The 18,869-nt window shown below is 68.0% G+C and carries 19 protein-coding genes; 3 read left to right on the forward strand and 16 right to left on the reverse strand.

The features are described 5' to 3' along the window. Positions 1 to 6: 6 nt before the first annotated feature. From rlmH to AXA74_RS01500, 6 genes are all read right to left on the reverse strand, one after another. A complete protein-coding gene (gene rlmH, locus AXA74_RS01475) occupies positions 7 to 477 on the reverse strand; it encodes a 23S rRNA (pseudouridine(1915)-N(3))-methyltransferase RlmH (protein WP_029579733.1) in 471 nt (156 codons plus the stop codon). Beyond that, positions 474 to 881 (reverse strand): ribosome silencing factor, encoded by a 408-nt coding sequence (gene rsfS, locus AXA74_RS01480; protein ID WP_032977603.1) that lies wholly within the window; start codon positions 879 to 881, stop codon positions 474 to 476. The genes rlmH and rsfS overlap by 4 nt, the downstream gene beginning before the upstream one ends. A 43-nt stretch (positions 882 to 924) precedes the next feature. Beyond that, positions 925 to 1,518, reverse strand: coding sequence for a nicotinate-nucleotide adenylyltransferase (gene nadD / locus AXA74_RS01485; RefSeq protein WP_029579731.1), 594 nt, complete (start codon positions 1,516 to 1,518; stop codon positions 925 to 927). Beyond that, positions 1,515 to 2,423, reverse strand: coding sequence for an oxygen-dependent coproporphyrinogen oxidase (gene hemF / locus AXA74_RS01490; RefSeq protein ID WP_029579730.1), 909 nt, complete (start codon positions 2,421 to 2,423; stop codon positions 1,515 to 1,517). Before hemF ends, nadD begins: the two co-directional genes overlap by 4 nt. 7 nt (positions 2,424 to 2,430) lie before the next feature. Continuing rightward, positions 2,431 to 3,732, reverse strand: coding sequence for a phosphoribosylamine--glycine ligase (gene purD, locus AXA74_RS01495; protein ID WP_029579729.1), 1,302 nt, complete (start codon positions 3,730 to 3,732; stop codon positions 2,431 to 2,433). Between the two features lie 108 nt (positions 3,733 to 3,840). Beyond that, entirely contained in the window at positions 3,841 to 4,572 is a 732-nt protein-coding gene (locus AXA74_RS01500) for a YebC/PmpR family DNA-binding transcriptional regulator (protein ID WP_029579728.1), read from the reverse strand. A 152-nt stretch (positions 4,573 to 4,724) separates the two neighbouring features. Between AXA74_RS01500 and AXA74_RS01505 the strand changes: the two genes are divergently transcribed. After that, positions 4,725 to 6,239: a helicase HerA-like domain-containing protein gene (locus AXA74_RS01505; protein WP_032957442.1), complete on the forward strand. Its 1,515-nt coding sequence runs from the start codon at positions 4,725 to 4,727 to the stop codon at positions 6,237 to 6,239. 118 nt (positions 6,240 to 6,357) lie between these two features. Then, positions 6,358 to 6,546, forward strand: coding sequence for a hypothetical protein (locus tag AXA74_RS24060; protein WP_032959905.1), 189 nt, complete (start codon positions 6,358 to 6,360; stop codon positions 6,544 to 6,546). Here the strand turns inward: AXA74_RS24060 and AXA74_RS01510 are convergent. Continuing rightward, entirely contained in the window at positions 6,537 to 7,910 is a 1,374-nt protein-coding gene (locus AXA74_RS01510) for an aspartate aminotransferase family protein (protein ID WP_029579725.1), read from the reverse strand. The two genes, AXA74_RS24060 and AXA74_RS01510, sit on opposite strands and share 10 nt — an antisense overlap. A 111-nt stretch (positions 7,911 to 8,021) precedes the next feature. Here AXA74_RS01510 and AXA74_RS01515 point away from each other — a divergent pair, with 111 nt between their 5' ends. Next, positions 8,022 to 8,954: a 2-hydroxyacid dehydrogenase gene (locus AXA74_RS01515; RefSeq protein ID WP_032977664.1), complete on the forward strand. Its 933-nt coding sequence runs from the start codon at positions 8,022 to 8,024 to the stop codon at positions 8,952 to 8,954. Between the two features lie 42 nt (positions 8,955 to 8,996). On the opposite strand, the gene AXA74_RS01520 is transcribed toward AXA74_RS01515, so the two are convergent. From AXA74_RS01520 to AXA74_RS01560, 9 genes are read right to left on the reverse strand one after another with little or no spacing between them, the layout of a single operon-like run. Continuing rightward, entirely contained in the window at positions 8,997 to 10,481 is a 1,485-nt protein-coding gene (locus tag AXA74_RS01520) for an aldehyde dehydrogenase (protein ID WP_029579723.1), read from the reverse strand. Then, positions 10,478 to 11,368: a DMT family transporter gene (locus AXA74_RS01525; RefSeq protein WP_029579722.1), complete on the reverse strand. Its 891-nt coding sequence runs from the start codon at positions 11,366 to 11,368 to the stop codon at positions 10,478 to 10,480. The genes AXA74_RS01520 and AXA74_RS01525 overlap by 4 nt, the downstream gene beginning before the upstream one ends. Further along, positions 11,365 to 12,627 (reverse strand): Zn-dependent hydrolase, encoded by a 1,263-nt coding sequence (locus AXA74_RS01530; protein ID WP_032957438.1) that lies wholly within the window; start codon positions 12,625 to 12,627, stop codon positions 11,365 to 11,367. The genes AXA74_RS01525 and AXA74_RS01530 overlap by 4 nt, the downstream gene beginning before the upstream one ends. A gap of 15 nt (positions 12,628 to 12,642) precedes the next feature. Further along, positions 12,643 to 13,707, reverse strand: a complete 1,065-nt coding sequence (locus AXA74_RS01535) for a histone deacetylase family protein (protein ID WP_029579720.1) — start codon at positions 13,705 to 13,707, stop codon at positions 12,643 to 12,645. Between the two features lie 20 nt (positions 13,708 to 13,727). Then, a complete protein-coding gene (locus AXA74_RS01540) occupies positions 13,728 to 14,018 on the reverse strand; it encodes a cupin domain-containing protein (protein ID WP_029579719.1) in 291 nt (96 codons plus the stop codon). Positions 14,019 to 14,036: 18 nt separating this feature from the next. Next, a complete protein-coding gene (gene gabT / locus AXA74_RS01545; protein ID WP_032977606.1) occupies positions 14,037 to 15,329 on the reverse strand; it encodes a 4-aminobutyrate--2-oxoglutarate transaminase in 1,293 nt (430 codons plus the stop codon). A gap of 9 nt (positions 15,330 to 15,338) precedes the next feature. Further along, positions 15,339 to 16,979: an ABC transporter ATP-binding protein gene (locus AXA74_RS01550; RefSeq protein WP_060833132.1), complete on the reverse strand. Its 1,641-nt coding sequence runs from the start codon at positions 16,977 to 16,979 to the stop codon at positions 15,339 to 15,341. Positions 16,980 to 16,989: 10 nt separating this feature from the next. Next, positions 16,990 to 17,829, reverse strand: a complete 840-nt coding sequence (locus AXA74_RS01555; protein WP_029579716.1) for an ABC transporter permease — start codon at positions 17,827 to 17,829, stop codon at positions 16,990 to 16,992. Beyond that, positions 17,826 to 18,842, reverse strand: coding sequence for an ABC transporter permease (locus AXA74_RS01560; protein WP_029579715.1), 1,017 nt, complete (start codon positions 18,840 to 18,842; stop codon positions 17,826 to 17,828). The genes AXA74_RS01555 and AXA74_RS01560 overlap by 4 nt, the downstream gene beginning before the upstream one ends. Positions 18,843 to 18,869: the final 27 nt, after the last annotated feature.

Consider the following 18,869-nt stretch of genomic DNA (forward strand, 5'->3'; position numbering starts at 1 on the left):
GGACACTCAGGCGCGGTGATAGGGATGGTGGGTCATGATGGCCCAGGCGCGGTAGAGCTGCTCGGCCAGCAGTACGCGCACCATGGGATGCGGCAGGGTCAGCGAGGATAGCCGGACCAGGCCGTCACAGGAAGCCTTGAGCCCGGCGTCCAGACCGTCCGGGCCGCCCACCAGGAAAGCCACGTCGCGGCCGCCGCCGCGCCATTTTTCAAGCTGCTGCGACAGCGCCATGGTGGTCAGGTCGCGGCCGCGCTCATCCAGCGCGATGCGCAGCGTGCCCGGGGGCAGGGCCGTCTCGATGCGGCGCGCTTCGGCGGCCATCATCTGCGCGGGCGTCTTGCCGCTGTTGCGGGGCTCGGGCTTGATTTCGCGCAGCTCCAGCGCGCAATCGGCCGGCAGGCGCTTGGCGTAGTCGTCCCAGGCGGTCTGGACCCAGTCTGGCATACGGGTCCCGACCGCGGCGACGATCAGTTTCATGCCGGTTCGTCGTCGCTGTCGGCGGCGCTATAGCCGCCCGGGGCCGCGCGGGTGGACTCCGGCAACAGCTTGACGCGCACAGGCTTGCCGCCCCAGATCTCTTCCAGGTTGTAGTACTGGCGGATGGCGGGCTGCATGAGGTGGACGACGATGTCGCCGAGGTCGACGACGACCCATTCGCCGGTGTCCTCGCCTTCGACGGTGATGCCGGTCAGGTTGAGCGCGCGGCCGCGGTCGGCCACGCTGGAGGCCAGCGCGCGGGTCTGGCGGTAGGACGTCGCGCTGGCGATGACGACGCGGTCGAACAGGCTGGTCAGGTGGGTGGTGTTGTACACCTTGATGTCCTGGGCCTTGACGTCTTCCAGGGCGTCGATGACGGCGCGTTGTAGTTTTTGAATATCCATGGCTGAAATAATAACCCGCGAGGGTGAAAAGAAAGGCCGCAGGTCAGGCGGCCAGGTAAAGGCCGCGTTCGGTGATATAGCGGGACACGCTTGCGGGCAGCAGGTCCGTCGTGGGCAGGCCGCGGGCCAGGCGCTGGCGGATGTCGGAAGCCGATACCGCCATGGGCGTGAAAGGCAGTTCGCGCAACTGCCTGCCGGTTTGCGCCAGCAGGGCCGCCAGCGGGGCGGGCGCCCGCAGCGGGGTGCCGGGCCGGGTGGCCACGGCCAGGTCCACGCGGCGGGCGATATCCTGCCAGTCGCGCCAGGTGCAGAAATTGGCCAGCTGGTCGGCCCCCAATATCCACGTGTAATGGGCGCCAGCTGGCAGGGCGCGTACAGTATCGACCGTATAGGTTGCGCCGCCGCGTTCGATCTCGCTGGCGTTGACGGTCAGGCCGGCATGGCCGGCAATGGCGGCCCGTATCATGGCCAGGCGGTCGGCGGGGCTGGCGGTCAGGGGGGCGCGCTGCCAGGGATTGGCCGCGGGCACGAATTGCACCTCGTCCAGGCCCAGATGGGCCAGTGCGCTTTGCGCCAGCGCCAGGTGCGCCAGATGGATGGGGTCGAAACTGCCCCCCAGGAGGCCGATCTGCTTCACACCCAGTCCCGCGGGGTGAGAAAAGCCGCCAGCCCGGCCTCGGGCGTGCCGGGCTCGGGGTGCCAGTCATAGCGCCAGTGCGCCACCGGCGGCATGGACAGCAGGATGGACTCGGTGCGCCCGCCCGATTGCAGGCCGAAGAGCGTGCCCCGGTCAAAGACCAGGTTGAACTCCACATAGCGGCCCCGGCGATAGGCCTGGAAGCCGCGCTCGCGCTCGCCGTAGAGCAGCGCGCGGCGCCGCTCGACGATGGGCAGGTAGGCGCCCAGGAAGCTGTCGCCCACCGAGCGCATCAAGGCGAAGCTGGCCTCGAAGCCGGGTTCGTTCAAGTCGTCGAAGAAGATGCCGCCCACGCCGCGGGTTTCCTGGCGGTGCTTCAGATAGAAATACTCGTCGCACCAGCGCTTGTAACGCGGATAGTAATCCGGGCCGTGCGGGGCCAGGGCGTCGCGGCAGGCGGCATGGAAGTGGCGGGCGTCTTCCTCGAAGGCGTAATAGGGGGTGAGGTCCAGCCCGCCGCCGAACCAGAACACATCCTGTTCGTCGTGGCCGGGACGGGCCTGGGCCACGAACATGCGCACGTTCATGTGCGTGGTCGGCACATAGGGGTTGCGCGGGTGCAGGACCATGGACACGCCCATGGCTTCCCAGGAGCGGCCGGCCAGTTCGGGACGGTGCGCGCTGGCCGAGGGCGGCAGGCGCGAACCGGTGACATGGCTAAAGAGCACGCCGCCGCGCTCGAGCAGCTGGCCGCCTTCGATCAGGCGCGACAGGCCGCCGCCGCCCTCGGGGCGTTGCCAGCTGTCGCTGCGGAAGGACTCGCCGCCGGCGGCCTCCAGGGCCGTGACGATGCGGTCCTGCAGGCCGAGGAGGTATTGCTTGACGGCGGAAGTGTCGACGGTCATGCGCGGATCAGGCCTTGGCCTTTTGCTGGGAAGGCTTCAGGGCGCGCCAGCCGATGTCGCTGCGGTACTGGCGGCCGTCGAAATGGATGGCGTCGACGGTTTCGTAGGCCCGTTCGCGCGCGATGCGCACCGAATCGCCCAGCGCGGTGACGCACAGCACCCGGCCGCCCGTGGTCTTGACCTGGTCGCCGTCGCGGGCGGTGGCGGCATGGAAGACCATGCAGTCATCGGCTTCGGCGGGCAGGCCGTTGATCACGTCGCCCGTGCGCGGCGTGCCGGGATAGTTGTGCGAAGCCAGCACCACGCCCAGCGCGGTGCGCCGGTCCCAGGTGATGTCGGCCTGGTCCAGCGTGCCGTCCACGGCATGCTCCAGGGCGTCGAGCAGATCGCTCTTGACGCGCATCATGATGGGCTGGGTTTCGGGGTCGCCCATGCGACAGTTGAATTCCAGCGTCTTGATGGGGCGGTCGGGGTCCTCGCCCGGGGCGATCATCAGCCCGGCGTAGAGGAAGCCGGTGTACGGAATGCCGTCGCGCGCCATGCCCTGCACCGTGGGCAGGATGATTTCGCGCATGATGCGGTGGTGCAGCTCGGGCGTGACGATGGGGGCGGGCGAATAGGCGCCCATGCCGCCCGTGTTGGGGCCCTGGTCGCCGTCCTGCAGGCGTTTGTGGTCCTGGCTGGTGGCCAGCGCCAGCACGTTGCGGCCGTCGACCATGACGATGAAGCTGGCTTCTTCGCCGACCAGGCATTCTTCGATCACCACGCGCGCGCCGGCGTGGCCCAGCGAGCCATCGCCCAGCATGGCGTCGATGGCGGCATGAGCCTCCTCGAGGGTGGCGGCGACCACCACGCCCTTGCCGGCGGCCAGGCCGTCGGCCTTGATGACGATGGGAGCGCCTTCCTGGTCGACATAGGCATGGGCCTGGACCGGGTCGGTGAAGGTCTGGTAGCGCGCCGTCGGGATGTTGTGGCGCACCATGAAGGCCTTGGCGAAGTCCTTGGAGCTCTCCAGCTGGGCGGCGGCCTTGGTGGGGCCGAAGATCTTCAGGCCGCGGGCGCGGAAGACGTCCACCACGCCGGCGGCCAGGGGGGCCTCGGGGCCGACCACGGTCAGCGACACGCCCTCGCGCTGGACGAAGTCGGCGAGTTCCTCGGCATTGGTGAGCGGGATGTTCTCGAGCAGGTCGCCCGTCTGCGTGCCGCCGTTGCCCGGTGCCACATAGACCTTATGCACGCGCGGCGAGCGGGCCAGACGCCATGCAAGGGCATGTTCGCGGCCGCCCGAGCCGATTACCAGGAGTTTCATGTTGCGGTGAATCTGAAAGGTGTTGCCGCCCGGCGAGGGCGCGGGAGCCAGCCGGTCCCGTCGGGATAAAAAAGCCCGACCCGGCCAGGCCGGGACGGACTTCTCTCGTTACTGCGCTTCGTCGAAGACGACGTTGGTGTAGACCTCTTGCACGTCGTCCAGGCCTTCGAGGGCGTCGAGCAATTTCTGCATCTTGATGGCGTCGTCGCCGGTCAGTTCGGTTTCGTTCAGCGCCTTCATGATGATGCCGTCGACCTCGGCCTTCAGGCCGGCGGCGTCGAAGGCCTGGCGCACCGCGGCGAAATCGGCCGGCGCGCAGATGACCTCGATGCCGCCTTCGTCGTCGGTCACGACATCTTCGGCGCCGGCTTCCAGGGCCACTTCCATGACCTTGTCCTCGGAGCTGCCGGGGGCGAACAGGAACTGGCCGCAATGCTTGAACATGAAGGCCACCGAACCTTCCTGGCCCAGGTTGCCGCCGTTCTTGGTGAAGGCGTGGCGCACTTCGGCCACCGTGCGGGTGCGGTTGTCGGTCATGCAATCGACGATGACCGCCGCGCCGCCCACACCATAGCCTTCGTAGCGCACTTCTTCGTAGTTGTCGCCGTCGGCGCCGCCCGCGCCACGCTGGATGGCGCGCTGGATGTTGTCCTTGGGCATGTTGGCGTCCGTGGCCTTGTCCCAGGCCAGGCGCAGGCGCGGATTGCTATCCGGATCCGCGCCGCCGGCTCGCGCCGCGACGGTGATCTCGCGAATGATTTTGGTCCAGAGCTTGCCCCGCTTGGCGTCTTGGCGGCCTTTGCGGTGCTGGATATTGGCCCATTTACTATGTCCGGCCATGGCTTCCCGATGAAAGATCTGCAAAGCGGTATTTTACCGTGCCCAGGGCGGGCCCGCCGGGGCGTTACGCTTCTGTGTCTCGGGCGCCACGCCCGCGACCGCCGCGCAGGCTCTAAACTTGACGCTCTTTCAGGGAATTCCGGAGGCCCGCCATGCCCGATCCTATCGTCATCGCCAAGAATGCCAAGACCGAGCTCGCCCTGCTGCCCGGCCTGGCCAACCGCCATGGCTGCATCACCGGCGCCACGGGGACGGGTAAGACCGTCACGCTGCAGGTGCTGGCCGAGTCGTTCTCCCGTATCGGGACGCCGGTGTTCATGGCCGATGTCAAGGGCGATCTGACCGGCATTTCGCAGGCTGGGGCCTCCTCGCCCAAGCTGCAGGAGCGCCTGAACAACCTCGGGCTGCCCGAGCCGGCCTGGGGCGCCAGTCCGGTGGCGCTGTGGGACGTGTTCGGCGAACAGGGGGCGCCGGTGCGCGCCACGGTCTCCGATATGGGTCCGCTGCTGCTGGCGCGCATGCTCGAGCTCAACGACACCCAGGAAGGGGTGCTGGCCCTGGTTTTCAAGGTGGCCGACGACGAGGGGCAGCTGCTGCTGGACATGAAGGATCTGCGCGCCATGCTGCAGAACGTGGCGGACCGCTCGGCCGAACTCAAGGTGCGCTACGGCAATGTCTCGGCCGCTTCGGTGGGTGCGATCCAGCGGGCCTTGCTGCAGCTGGAGTCCCAGGGCGCGGACCGTTTCTTCGGCGAGCCCATGCTCGATGTGGCCGACCTGATGCGCACCGACGCCCAGGGGCGCGGCGTGGTCAATATCCTGGCGGCCGACAAACTCATGCAGGCGCCCCGGCTCTATGGCGTCTTCCTGCTCTGGCTGCTGGCCGATCTGTACGAAAAACTGCCCGAAATCGGCGACCCGGAGCAGCCCAGGCTGGTGTTCTTCTTCGATGAGGCGCACCTGCTGTTCAACGATGCCCCCAGCGCCCTCTTGACCAAGATCGAGCAAGTCGTGCGCCTGGTCCGCTCCAAGGGCGTGGGGGTCTATTTCGTGACGCAGAATCCCCTGGACATCCCGGACAGCGTGCTGGGCCAGCTGGGCAACCGGGTGCAGCATGCCCTGCGCGCCTTCACCCCGCGCGACCAGAAGGCGGTCAAGACCGCCGCCCAGACCATGCGTCCGAACCCCGGGCTGGATATCGAGGCCGCGATCACCGAACTGGGGGTGGGCGAGGCGCTGGTGTCGCTGCTGGACGCCAAGGGCCGGCCGACGCCGACCGAGCGCGCCTGGATCCTGCCGCCAGGCAGCCGCATCGGCCCGGCGACCGACGGCGAGCGCGCGGCCTTGCGCCGCGCCATGCCGTTGGCGGCCAAGTATGAGCAGGCCATAGACCGCGAATCGGCTTACGAGAGGCTCAACGCCCGCGCGAGCGCGCAGCCCGCGCCCAGCCCGACGGCGGCGCCGGCGGGTGGAGAGGGCGGCGGGGATGGCGGCCTGGCGGGCGGCCTGCTCAAGGGCCTGAACGACGTGCTGTTCGGCTCGACCGGTCCGCGCGGCGGCAAGCGCGACGGCATGGTGCAGACCGCGGCCAAGTCGGCGGTGCGCCAGGTCACGCGCGACCTGGTGCGCGGCGTGCTGGGCTCGCTGCTGGGCTCGCGCCGGCGCTGAGCCTTGCCGTATCGATTGTCAGGGATGCTCACCAGATCCCTGACAGTGTGTGACAGCGCGGGGGCAGGCATTTCGGGTGATTTCAGGCCGGTATCCGCGCGCGCGGCGGCGGCGCATCATGGCTTCGCCGGCATTTGCCGGGATGGAGCAGGTCATGAACACGATGATGCGCGCCGCAGCCGCCCTGGCGCTTCTGGGCACCCTGGCCGGGTGCGTGGTGGTGCCCGCCAGGCCCGCGCCCCGGCCTTACTACTACGGGCACCCCTATTATTACTACCCGGCCTATCCCGCGCCGTATTACCGCTGATGCTCCAGATGCGCGGCGGTATCGTCCAGCACGCGGGCAAAGCGCGCCACCATGTCGCGCACCTGGGCCGCCGTGATGATGAGCGGCGGGCAGAAGGCCACCGTATCCTGGATGCCGCGCACGATCAGCCCGTGGTCGTGCGCGCGCTCGTAGGCATAGGCGCCGGCGCTGCCCAGGGGATCGAAAGGCGTGCGCCGGGCCTTGTCGGCCACCAGCTCCACGCCGGCGATCAGGCCGACGCTGCGGATCTCGCCCACCATGGGATGGCCGGCCAGGGCATGCAGCTCCTGGCGCAGGATCTCGCCCATTTCGGCGGCATGGGCGATCAGGCCGCGCTCGTCGATGATGCGCAGGTTCTCGAGCGCCACGGCCGTGGCCACGGGGTGGCCGCTGGCCGTGTAGCCATGGCCGAAAGTGCCCAGGCGGCCGCTGTACGCCTCGATGGCGTCGGCCACCTTGGCGTTGAGCAGCACCGCGCCCAGCGGCTGATACGATGAGGTGATCTGCTTGGACAGGACCATCAGGTCCGGCTCGATGCCGAAGACTTCGCTGCCGAAGCGCTTGCCCAGCCGGCCGAAGCCGGTGATGACTTCGTCGGCGATCACCAGGATGTCGTACTTGCGGCAGACGGCCTGGATCTTTTGCCAATAGGTGCGCGGCGGCACGATGACGCCGCCCGCGCCCATGACCGGCTCGCCGATGAAGGCGGCCACGGTGTCGGGGCCTTCGCGCAGAATGAGCGCTTCGAGCTCGTCGGCCATGCGGGTGGCGAAATCTTCTTCGCTTTCGCCCGGCAGGCCGTGGCGGTAGTAGTGCGGGCAGGCGGTATGCAGGATCTGCGGCAGGGGCAGGTCGAAGCCCTTGTGGTTGCCCGCCAGCCCCGTCAGGCTGGCCGAGGCGACCGTCACGCCGTGATAGCCGCGCTGGCGCGCGATGATTTTCTTCTTGCCTTCGCGGCCCAGCGCATTGTTGTAGTACCAGACCAGCTTGACGACGGTGTCGTTGGCCTCGGAGCCGGAGTTGGTGAAGAAGGCGCGCGCCATGCGGCCTTCGGTGTAGTCGATCAGGCGCTGCGAGAGTTCGATCACGCTGGGGTGCGATTTATGCGTGAAGGTATGGTAGTAGGGCAGCTCCTGCAGCTGGCGCGCGGCGGCATCGACCAGGCGCGGCTCGCCGAAACCCACGGCCACGCTCCACAGGCCCGACATCCCCTCCAGGTAGCGGTTGCCTTTGTCGTCGTAGACATAGATGCCTTCGCCGCGCGTCATGATGCGCGGCCCGACCTGGGCGTGCTTGACCGCGTTGGTATAGGAATGCAGTTGATACTGGACGTCTTGCTGTTGGGCCTGGCTGAGGTTGGACATGGGAGTTTCCGGAGACGGCCGCGCGAAGCGGCCCGTGGCATGGCTTTCGGCCTGTTATATGATCGGGACATTATCCAACAATCCCGCGCATTGCACCGCGCCGAGCCTACCGTGAAGATCATTTTTTCCTCCAGTCACGAAATCGAACCCGCCGAATGGCTCCAGCCCCTGGCCGAGGCCGTGCCGGGCGCCGAAGTCGTGATGTGGCACGAAGACCTGCCGGCGCAGGATGCCGAGATCGCCGTGGTCTGGGGGCCGCCGGCCGGCCTGTTCGAGCGCGAGCGCAAGCTGCGGGTCGCCTTCAACCTGGGCGCGGGCGTGGACGCGCTGTTCCGCCTGCCGACGCTGCCGGCCGACCTGCCCATCGTCCGCCTCGAAGACGCCGGCATGGCGGTGCAGATGGCCGAATACGCCGCGCATGCGCTGGTGCGCGCCAGCCGCCAGTTCGACCAATATGAAAACCTGCAGCGGCAAGGCCGCTGGCAGCCCCTGCCCGAGCTGGACCGCAGTCTATGGCCGGTCGGCGTGCTGGGCATGGGCGTGATGGGCGCGCGGGTGGCCAGCAGCCTGGCCGGCCTGGACTATCCGGTGGCCGGTTGGTCGCGCAGCGGCAATGCGCCCGAGGGCGTGCAGGCATTCGGCGGCCGCGATTCGCTGGACGCCTTCCTGGGCCGCACCCGGGTGCTCATCAATACACTGCCCCTGACCGACGACACGCGCGACCTGCTGTGCCGCGAGACGCTGTCCAAGCTGCTGCCGGACGCCTATCTCATCAACATGGGCCGCGGCGCCCATCTGGTCGAGGAAGACCTGCTCGCGCTGCTCGACAGCGGCCACATGGCCGGCGCCACGCTCGACGTTTTCCGCACCGAGCCGCTGCCGGCGGACCATCCCTTCTGGACGCATCCGCGCGTGACCGTCACTCCTCACGTGGCCGCCTTGAGCCTGCGCCGCGAAACTATCGCCCAGGTCGCGGGCAAGATCCGCGCCTACCTGCGCGGCGAACCGCTGTCGGGCACGGTGTCGCGCGAACGCGGGTATTGACGCGGGGGCGGCCCCCCGCGCCGGCCGCCTCGCGGCGGCCGCTCAGAGCTTGAACCAGGTGGACTTGATCGCGGTGTATTTCTCAAGCGCGTGCAAGGACTTGTCGCGGCCGAAACCGGATTGCTTGACGCCGCCGAACGGCACGCTGACATCGCCGTCGAAATAACAGTTCACCCAGACCAGCCCGGCGCGCAGCTGGCGCGAGACGCGGTGGGCGCGCGAGAGGTCGGCGGTCCACAGGCCCGAGCCCAGGCCATATTCGGAGCGGTTGGCCAGGGCCAGCACTTCTTCCTCGGTCTCGAACTGCGTGACCGCTAGCACGGGGCCGAAGATTTCTTCCTTGATGATGGTCAGGTCGGGCGTGGCGCATTCGAAGATGGTGGGCTCGACGTAGTAGCCGCCTGTTTCGCTGCGCACGCGCTTGCCGCCCACGCGCAGGCGCGCGCCTTCGCGGCTCCCGGCCTCGACGTACTGCATCACGCGGGCCAGTTGGCGCTCGTCGACGATGGCGCCCATCATCGAGGAGGGGTCCAGCGGGTTGCCCGGCTGCATCTTGGCGGCCCAGGCCTCGACCTTTTCCATGAAGGCTTCGTAGATGGCCTTGTGCACATAGAGCCGCGAGCCGGCGATGCAGACTTCCCCCTGGTTATTGAAGATGCCCACGGCGGCGGCCAGCGCGGCGCGGTCCAGGTCCGGGCAGTCGTCGAAGATGATGTGGGGCGATTTGCCGCCGCACTCCAGCCAGACTTGCTTGAGGTTGGACTGGCCCGAGTACTCCATGAAGCGCTTGCCGGTGGCGGTCGAGCCGGTGAAGGCCAGGCAGTCCACGTCCATGTGCAGGCCCAGCGCGCGGCCGGCGACCGGGCCGGTGCCGGGAGTGACGTTGAACACGCCCGGCGGGATACCGGCGGCTTCGGCGAGTTCGGCCAGCTTCAGCGCCGTGAGCGAAGACTGTTCGGCCGGTTTGAGGATGACGCTGTTGCCGGCGGCCAGCGCGGGCGCGACTTTCCAGCTGGCCATCAGCAGCGGGTAGTTCCACGGCACGACGGCGGCGACCACGCCCAGGGGTTCGCGGGTGATGGTGGCCAGCGAATCGCCGTCGGTGGGGGCGATCTCGTCGTACAGCTTGTCGATGGCTTCGGCATACCACGCATAGGTCGTGGCCGACTCCGGGATGTCGAAAGCCAGGGTGTCGGAGATGGGCTTGCCCATGTCCAGCGTTTCGATGAGCGCCAGCTCTTCGCTGTTGTCGCGGATGAGCTGCGCCAGCTTCAGCAGCCGGGCTTTGCGCTCGCGGCGCGGCATGCGCGACCACACGCCTTCCTCGAAGGCGCGACGGGCGGCGGCCACGGCCCGGTCGATGTCGGCGGCCGAGCAGCTGGCGACTTGCGCCAGGCGCTCGCCGGTGGCCGGATTGATGGCGTCGAGGGGCGTCTCGCCGCCCTCGACCCATTGGCCGTCGATATAAGCCTTGTTCTGCAGGCGCACCGATTTGGCGCGCGCTTGCCAATGCGCGAGTGTCGTCATGAGGGTCTCCTGGGCGCGGCGCGCCGGGTCACGAGGAAAACGCCGGCACCCACGATGAGTGCCATGCCGGCGACGGCCAGGCCGTCGGGCGGGCGGTTGAACAGAAAGGTGCTGAAGGCCATGGCCATCAGCAGGTGGCAGTAGTTCAGCGGCGCCAGCGTCGAGGCTTCGACGCGCTGGAAGGCCGCGATCAGCAGGATCTGGGCCACGCCATTGCACACGCCCATGGCGAGGATGACGAGCCAGTCGGCCGCGTCGGGCCAGGGGTCCGGCAGGAAAAACGGGGCGGGCAGCGCCGTCATCGCCAGGCAGACAAAGGCCGTATAGGCGTATTGCACATGGCTGTCGACCTTGCCGGCGAGCTTGCGGGTCAGCACCTGGAAGACGGCATAGGCCAGCGCCGATATCGCCATCAGCGCCGTGCCCAGCGCCGGCAGGTCGCCGCCGGGACGCACGATGAGCAGCATGCCCGCGAAGCCGGCCACCACGGCCAGCCATTGCGCCTGGCCGACTTTCTCTCCCAGCAGCCACGGCGAGAGCGCCACCATGATGAGCGGCGAGGTGAAGTAGATGGCCGTGGCTTCGGACAAGGGCATCCAGATGAGCGCCGTCATGAAACAGGTGCCCACCGTGCCCAGGGCCGCCCCGCGCGCCAGCAGCAGGCGCTTGGCGGGCTGGCGCGACCAGCGGGGCGCGCCGCCCCGGCTGGCCAGCAGGAACAGCGCGATGGTGGCCACCGCGCCATAGCGCATGATGTTCAGGAAGGGGGCGGGGTAATAGGCCAGCATATGCTTGGAGGCCGCGTCGAAGCTCGCCAGGGCGACGAGCGCGGCCAGGAAGCAGAGAATGCCGGCGGCGCGCGATGGCGCCGCCTTGACGGTGCTCATGGCTTGGCGATCCCCGCGTGGCTGAGCATGGCGCCCAGGAGCACGTTGGCGCCGGCTTCCAGGTGCTCGGGCTTGGCGTCCTCGACCTCGTTGTGGCTGATGCCGTCCTTGCAGGGCACGAAGATCATGGCCGTGGGCGTGACCGTGGCAACGTAGACCGCGTCGTGGCCGGCCCCGGTGACGATGTCCATCTCCGACAGTCCGCGGGCCCGAGCCTGCTCGCGCACCGCCTCGATGAGCTCGGGGGCGAAGGGCGTGGGCGGGAAGTGCTGCACGTCCTGCAGGTCCACCTGCACCGGGTAGCCGGCCATGTCGCCGCGGGCCAGGGCCTGGCAGGCCTGGCGCAGGCGGGCGTCCATCTCGGCCAGCTTCTCGGCGTTCTCGTGGCGCAGGTCGGCGGTGAAGGAGACTTTTCCGGGGATGACGTTGCGCGAGGAGGGGTAGACATTGGCCACGCCCACCGTGCCGCGTCCTTGCGGCGCGTAGTCCAGCGCGATGCGGATGACTTCCTGCATGAGATGGGTGGCCGCGTACAGGGCGTCGCGGCGCAGCGGCATGGGCGTGGGGCCGGCGTGCGCCTCCATGCCGGTCACCGTGATGTCGTACCAGCGCAGGCCCAGCGAGCCCGTCACCACGCCGATGACCTTATCTTCGGCCTCCAGGATGGGGCCTTGCTCGATATGCGCCTCGAAGTATTTGCCCAGCTTGCGCTGGCCGACCGGTTCGCTGCCCGCATAGCCGATGCGCGCCAGCTCATCGCGCACCGACTTGCCGTCCAGGTCGCGGGCCGACAGGGCGGTCTCCAGCGGGAAGACATTGCAAAAGACGCCCGAGCCCATCATGACCGGCACGAAGCGCGTGCCTTCTTCATTCGTCCAGATGACCAGCTCCAGCGGAGCTTCGGTCTGGATGCCGCGCTCCTGCAGCGTGCGCATGACCTCCAGTCCGGCCATGACGCCGAAGCAGCCATCGAACTTGCCGCCCGTGGGCTGGGTATCGATATGGCTGCCGGTCGCCACCGGCAGCTTGGACGGGTCCGTGCCGGGACGCCGGCCGAAGATGTTGCCCACCTGGTCGACGGTGACTTCCAGGCCGGCTTCCCGCATCCAGCCCACCACCAGGTCGCGCCCCTGGCCGTCCAGTTCGGTCAGGGCCAGGCGGCAGTTGCCGCCTTTTTCCGTGGCGCCGATGCGGGCCAGCTCCATCAGGGATTGCCACAGACGCTGGCCATTGATCGAAATATCGGAAATCGTGCTCATCATCTTCTCCTGTGTTCAAACGGTGGCCGGCACCAGGCCCTGCAAAAAGGCGTCGAGCGCCGGGCCGATGCTCTCGACCATATAGCCGCCTTCCTGGACCACCACGGTGGGCAGCGCCAGCGACTGGATGCGCTCGCCGATGTGGCGATAGGCGTCCAGGTCGAGCTTGAGCACGCTGATGGGGTCGTCCTTGTAGGTGTCAAAGCCCAGGGCCAGCACCAGGGCCTGGGGGCGATAGTCGCGCAGGGCCACCAGGGCGCTGTCCAGGGTCTGCAGGAAAACGTCGTTATTGGCCCCATGCGGCAGCGGGAAATTGAGGTTGTAGCCGTGGCCGCTGCCATACCCGCGCTCATGGGCGTAGCCGGTGTAGAACGGGTAGTAGCCGGTCGGGTCAGCGTGCAGCGACAGCGTCATCACGTCGGCGCGTTGATAGAAGATGTTCTGCGTGCCGTCGCCGTGGTGCGCGTCCACGTCCAGCACGGCCACCCGCTTCCAGGTCTGGGTCAGGCGCTGGGCAGCCGCGGCGCTGCTGTTCAGATAGCAGAAGCCGCCGGCGCGGTCGCGGTGGGCGTGGTGGCCGGAGGGACGGCACAGGGCATAGGCCGTGCCTTGGTGCTGGCGCACCCAGTCGGCCGCGGCCACGGCATTGTGCGTGGAGCGCAGCGCCGCGCGCCAGGTATGCGGGCCGATGGGGCAGGACAGGTCGCTCAGGTAGTAGCCGGTCTGCGCCACGATGGAGGTCGACGGGCAGGGCGGGCGGGCCGGCAGTTCGTGGCGTCCGCTGTAGTAGGGCGACAGATTGGGCAGGACCTCGGGGCCGGGATCCAGGCCCTGGCCGCGCAGCGCCTGCCAGCGCTCATAGGCATGCTCCAGATAGTCCAGATAGGCCTCGCTGTGCACGCCGGCCAGGGGTTCCCGGCCGAAGTCGGGCGGACTCTCGACGCTGACGCCGCGCGATTGCAGCAGGGCGCGCAGCGTCTCGGCGCGCGCCGGCACATCGGTCGGGGCGCTGATGCGGCCCAGCCGCATGAATTGCTGCGGCAGGTGTTGCAGTTGCTCTTCGGAAAAAAAAGCCTTCATGGCTGTCCTCTCTGGCGCTTTCAGGCCTTCTTGATTTCGATCTCGACGAACACGAATTCCGTGTCGTTGGGGTTGATGACGTTGTGCTCCACGCCTACCTGGCGGCTGTAGGCCACGCCGGTGGTCAGCTGGCTCTCGCGCGGGCCGTCCGGGGTTTCCAGCAGCAGCTTGCCGGTGGTCTGCGGCACGACGACGTAGTGCATGCCATGGCGATGCCAGCCGGTTTCGCCGCCGGGCGGAAACCGCCACTCGGTCACGGTGACGTGTTCGTTGTCGATTTGCACGGTGGGGATGGCCGCAGGACGTTGCATAGGGGTCTCCATGGTCTGTTAGGGGGCTGGCTGGCCACGCAGGGCTCGGCCCAGGATGTCCAGCGCTTCGTCCATCAGCGCATCGCTGACGGTGAGCGGAAAGAGAAAGCGGATCACATTGCCCTCGGCGCCGCAGGTCAGCAGCAGCAGGCCGCTTTCCAGGGCCAGGGCCTGGATGCGGCGGGCAAAGCCCGGGCTGGGCGCGTGCGAGCCGGGTTGGTTGAACTCGGCGGCCACCATGGCGCCCAGGGCGCGCACCTCGGCCAGTTCGGGCACCTCGGGAGCCAGTTCGCGCAGCCTGTCGGCAAGGCGTTCGCCCAGCTGCCGGCCGCGCGCGAGCAGGTCTTCTTCGTCGATGACGCGCAGCACTTCAAGCGCCGCGGCCACGGCCAGCGGATTGCCGGCATAGGTGCCGCCCAGGCCGCCCGGGGCGGGCGCGTCCATGACCTCGGCGCGGCCGCAGACCGCCGACAGGGGAAAGCCGCCGGCCAGGCTCTTGGCCATGACGATCAGGTCGGGCGCCACGCCATAGTGTTCCATGGCGAAGATGCGGCCGCTGCGGCCAAAGCCGGTCTGTACCTCGTCGGCGATCAGCAGGATGCCATGGTCATCGCATAGCGCGCGCAGGGCGCGCATGAACTCGGGCGGGCAGATGTTGAAGCCGCCTTCGCCCTGCACCGGCTCGATGATGAAGGCCGCCACGCTGCGCGGATCGACCACCGTCTTGAACAAGGCCCGGATGCCGGCCAGCGCGTCTTCGCTGGTGATGCCGTGCAGCGCGTTGGGGTAGGGGGCGTGATAGATGTCGGCCGGGAAGGGCCCGAAGCCCAGCTTGTAGGGCACGACCTTGCCGGTCAGCGCCATGCCCAGCAGGGTGCGCCCGTGAAAGGCGGACCCGAAGGCGATGACGCCGGGCCGGCGGGTGGCCGAGCGCGCGATCTTCACCGCATTCTCGACCGCTTCCGCCCCGGTGGTGAACAGGGCGGTCTTCTTGCGGAAATCGCCCGGGGCGCGCGCATTGATTTGCTCGGCCAGTTCGACATAGCTCGTATAGGGCACGATCTGGTAGGCCGTATGCGTGAAGCGCGCCATCTGGGCCTGGACGGCATCCATCACTCGAGGGTGGCGGTGCCCGGTATTGAGCACCGCGATACCGCCGGCGAAATCGATGTAGCGCCGTCCCTCCAGGTCCCAGACCTCGCCGTTGTCGGCGCGGTCCGCATAGAAACTGCACATGACGCCCACGCCCCTGGGCGTGGCGGCGGCCCGGCGCGCGTTCCAGTCCTCGGGCTTATCGCTCTGGTCGTTCATGGTCCGGACTCATGCGGTCTGTGCCTGTGTCGGGTCCCAGTGCTGGCCCGGCACGGCGGCGATCAGCTGCTGGGTATAGGGGTTCTGTGGCCGGTCGAAGATCTGCCCCGGGCTGCCATGCTCCACCACCTTGCCGCGGTGCATGACCAGGACGGAGTTGCAAATCTGCGCCGCCACACGCAGGTCGTGGGTAATGAAGATCAGCGCGATACGCAGCTTCTGCTGCAGTTCGTGCAGCAGCTGCAGCACTTGCGCCTGGACCGAAACGTCCAGCGCCGAGACCGATTCGTCGGCCACCAGCACCTTGGGTTCCAGCGCCAGGGCGCGCGCGATGCCGATGCGCTGGCGCTGGCCGCCGGAGAACTGATTGGGGTAGCGGTCAAAGGCCGACGGGTCCAGGCCGACGAGGGTGAGCAGTTCGCGCGTGCGCTTGTCGGCCTCGGCGCGCGGCGTACCGTTGGCCACCGGCCCGTCGCTGATGATGCGGCCCACCGTCTGCCTCGGATTGAGCGAGGCAAAGGGGTCCTGGAAGATCATCTGGATATCCTTGCGGATCGGGCGGAACTGGCTTTCGCTCAGGCCGGCGATGTCGCGGCCATTGAAGATCAGTTCGCCGCCCTCGATGCCGATGAGCTTGAGCAGGCATTTGCCGATGGTCGATTTTCCCGAACCGGATTCGCCCACGATGCCCAGCGTCTCGCCGCGCCGGACCTCGAAGCTCACGCCGTCCACGGCATTGACCACGCGCTTGCGCCCGAACCAGCCGCCATGGCCGGTGAGATAGGTCTTCTTCAGATTGCGCACCTGGAGCACGGGCTGTTCGTGGCTGGCGGTCTCGCGCTCCTGGGCGCGCCGATGCGGCACGGCGGCGATCAGCCGGCGCGTGTACGGATGGCGCGGCCGGTTCAGCACCTGGTCGGCCGGGCCTTCCTCGACCAGGATGCCTTTTTCCATCACCGCGACCCGGTGCGCGATCTCGGCCACCACGCCGAAGTCGTGGGTGACGAACATCACGCCCATGCCTTTCTCTTTCTGGATGCGGGCGATCAGGGCGAGGATCTGCGCCTGCGTGGTGACATCCAGCGCGGTGGTCGGTTCGTCGGCGATCAGGAAGGCGGGCTCCAGGGCCAGCGCCATGGCGATCATGACACGCTGGCGCTGGCCGCCCGACAGGCGGAAGGGATAGACATGGTAGAGCGTGGCCGGGTCGGGCAGGCCGACGAACTCCAGCAGCTCGAGCACGCGGCGCTGGCGCGCGGGGCCCGGATAGGCGTTGTGCACCCGCATGACCTCGCCGATCTGTTCGCCGACGGTCATCAGGGGGTTCAGGGCCGACAGCGGCTCCTGGAAGATCATCGCCATGTCCTTGCCGCGCATGGACAGCAGCGTGTCCTCGGTCTGCGTCAGCAGGTCCTTGCCCTTGAACAGGATCTGCCCGCCCTGCGGCTTGAGGTAGTCGGGCAGCAGGCCCATGATGGCGTTGGCGCTCATGGACTTGCCCGAGCCGGACTCGCCCACGATGCACAGGATCTCGCCGGCGCGGATGTCGTAGGAGATATCCTGCACGGCATAGGGACGGTCGCCCCCCGAGGGCAGGGCGATCGTCAGGTTGCGCACGGATAGCAGCGGCGTGTTGTGTTCGTTGGTCATGCCGGCCTCCTTATTCGCCGCGCTTGCGCAGTTGGGGGTTCAGGGCGTCGTTGAGCCCTTCGCCGATGAGGTTGATGGCCAGCACGGTCAGCAGGATGGCCACGCCGGGCCATACGCTCATCCACCATGCCTCGCGGATCATGGTGCGCGCCGCGCCGATCATGAAGCCCCAACTCATCATGTTGCGGTCGCCCAGGCCCAGGAAGGACAGCGAGGACTCCGTCAGGATGGCGGTGGCCACCATGAAGGAAGCCGACACGATGATGGGCGACATGGCATTGGGCAGGATCTGCGAGCACACGATGCGGCCCGGTGTCTGGCCGATCACGATGGCCGCCTGCACGAACTCGCGCTGCTTGAGGGTCATGAATTCCGAGCGCACCAGGCGCGCGGCCGGCGGCCAGGACACCACGGCGATGGCGCCCATGATGGAATACACCGAGGGGCCCAGCACCGCCACCAGCACCACGGCCATGGCCAGCTGCGGAATGGTCTGGAAAAACTCGGTAAAGCGCATCAGGGCGTCGTCGACGCGCCCACCGCAATAGCCGGCCACGGCGCCGACCAGGATGCCGAACAGCAGGGCCACGCCGGTCGACAGCAGGCCCACCATCAAGGAGACGCGCGCCCCCCAGACCAGGCCGGCCGTGATGTCGCGGCCCAGCATGTCGGTGCCGAACGGATAGGCGGGATCCGAGAAGGGCGGGATCAGGGGCGTGGCCACCATCATCCAGGGCGAGTCTTCGTAGAGCAGGGGCGCGGCCAGGGCGACGATGACGACGGCGGCCACGATGAGCAGGCCGGCGACCGCGCCGTAGTTGCGCATATAGCGTTTGATAAAGCCCTTCATGCTGCCGCTCCTTGTTTGCCGCCGGCGGCGATGCGGGGATCGATCAAGCGGTAGATCACGTCGGTGATGAGGTTGAACACGACGACCATGATGGAGGTCACCAGGAAGATGCCCAGCAGCAGCTGGTAGTCGCGCTGCAGCAGCGCATCGAACATCAGCCGGCCGATGCCCGGCCAGGCGAAGACGGTTTCGGTGAGCACGGCGCCGCCCGCCATCTGGCCAAGCTGGATGCCGGCAAAGGTGATGACGGGCAGCAGCGCGTTGCGCAGCACGTGGGCGCGGATTACCCGGTTGGGCGATACGCCTTTGGCGCGCGCGGTCTTGACGAAGTCCATGCCTATCACCTCGAGCATGGATGCGCGCGTCAGGCGCACATAGACGGCCATGAAAAAGCAGCCCAGCGTGACGGTGGGCAGGATGAGGTGCTGGGTGATGTCCCAGGCGCGGGCCAGGCCGGTCAGGTTGGAGCCGACCGTTTCCATGCCGAAGGCGGGCAGCCAGCCCAGCATGACCGAGAACAGCAGAATGCCCATGAGCGAAAGCCAGAACAGCGGGGTGGCATAGAGCAGCAGGGCGCCGGTCATGACGCTGCTGTCTATCCAGCGGCGCTTGTTGGCATAGCGCGAACGCGCGGCCACCACGCCCAGCAGAACGCCGAGGATGATGGAGAACAGGAAGGCGCAGATCATCAGCAGGAAGGTGGCGGGCAGACGCTCGACGATGAGGTCCAGCACCGGCACGTGATTGCGGTAGGAAAAGCCCAGGTCGAGCTGGACCACGCCTTTCAGGTAGAGGCCCAGCTGGGTCAGCACCGGCTGGTCCAGGCCGAACTGGGTGCGCAGCTGTTCGACATAGGCGGCGTCGCCGGCGCCAGCCTGGCCGGCCAGCACGGCCGCGGGGTCGCCGGGCGCCAGCCGGATCAGGAAGAAATTGATGATCACCACGCCAAGCACGACCACCAGGGCCTTGCTCAATCGCGAGGCGAAGAAAGACAGGAATTTCATGTGATGCATCTCCAGGCAACGGCGCGGGCCGTTCTG

This window comes from Bordetella hinzii LMG 13501, from assembly GCF_001548475.1.
In the GTDB taxonomy this organism is placed as follows: domain Bacteria; phylum Pseudomonadota; class Gammaproteobacteria; order Burkholderiales; family Burkholderiaceae_B; genus Bordetella; species Bordetella hinzii.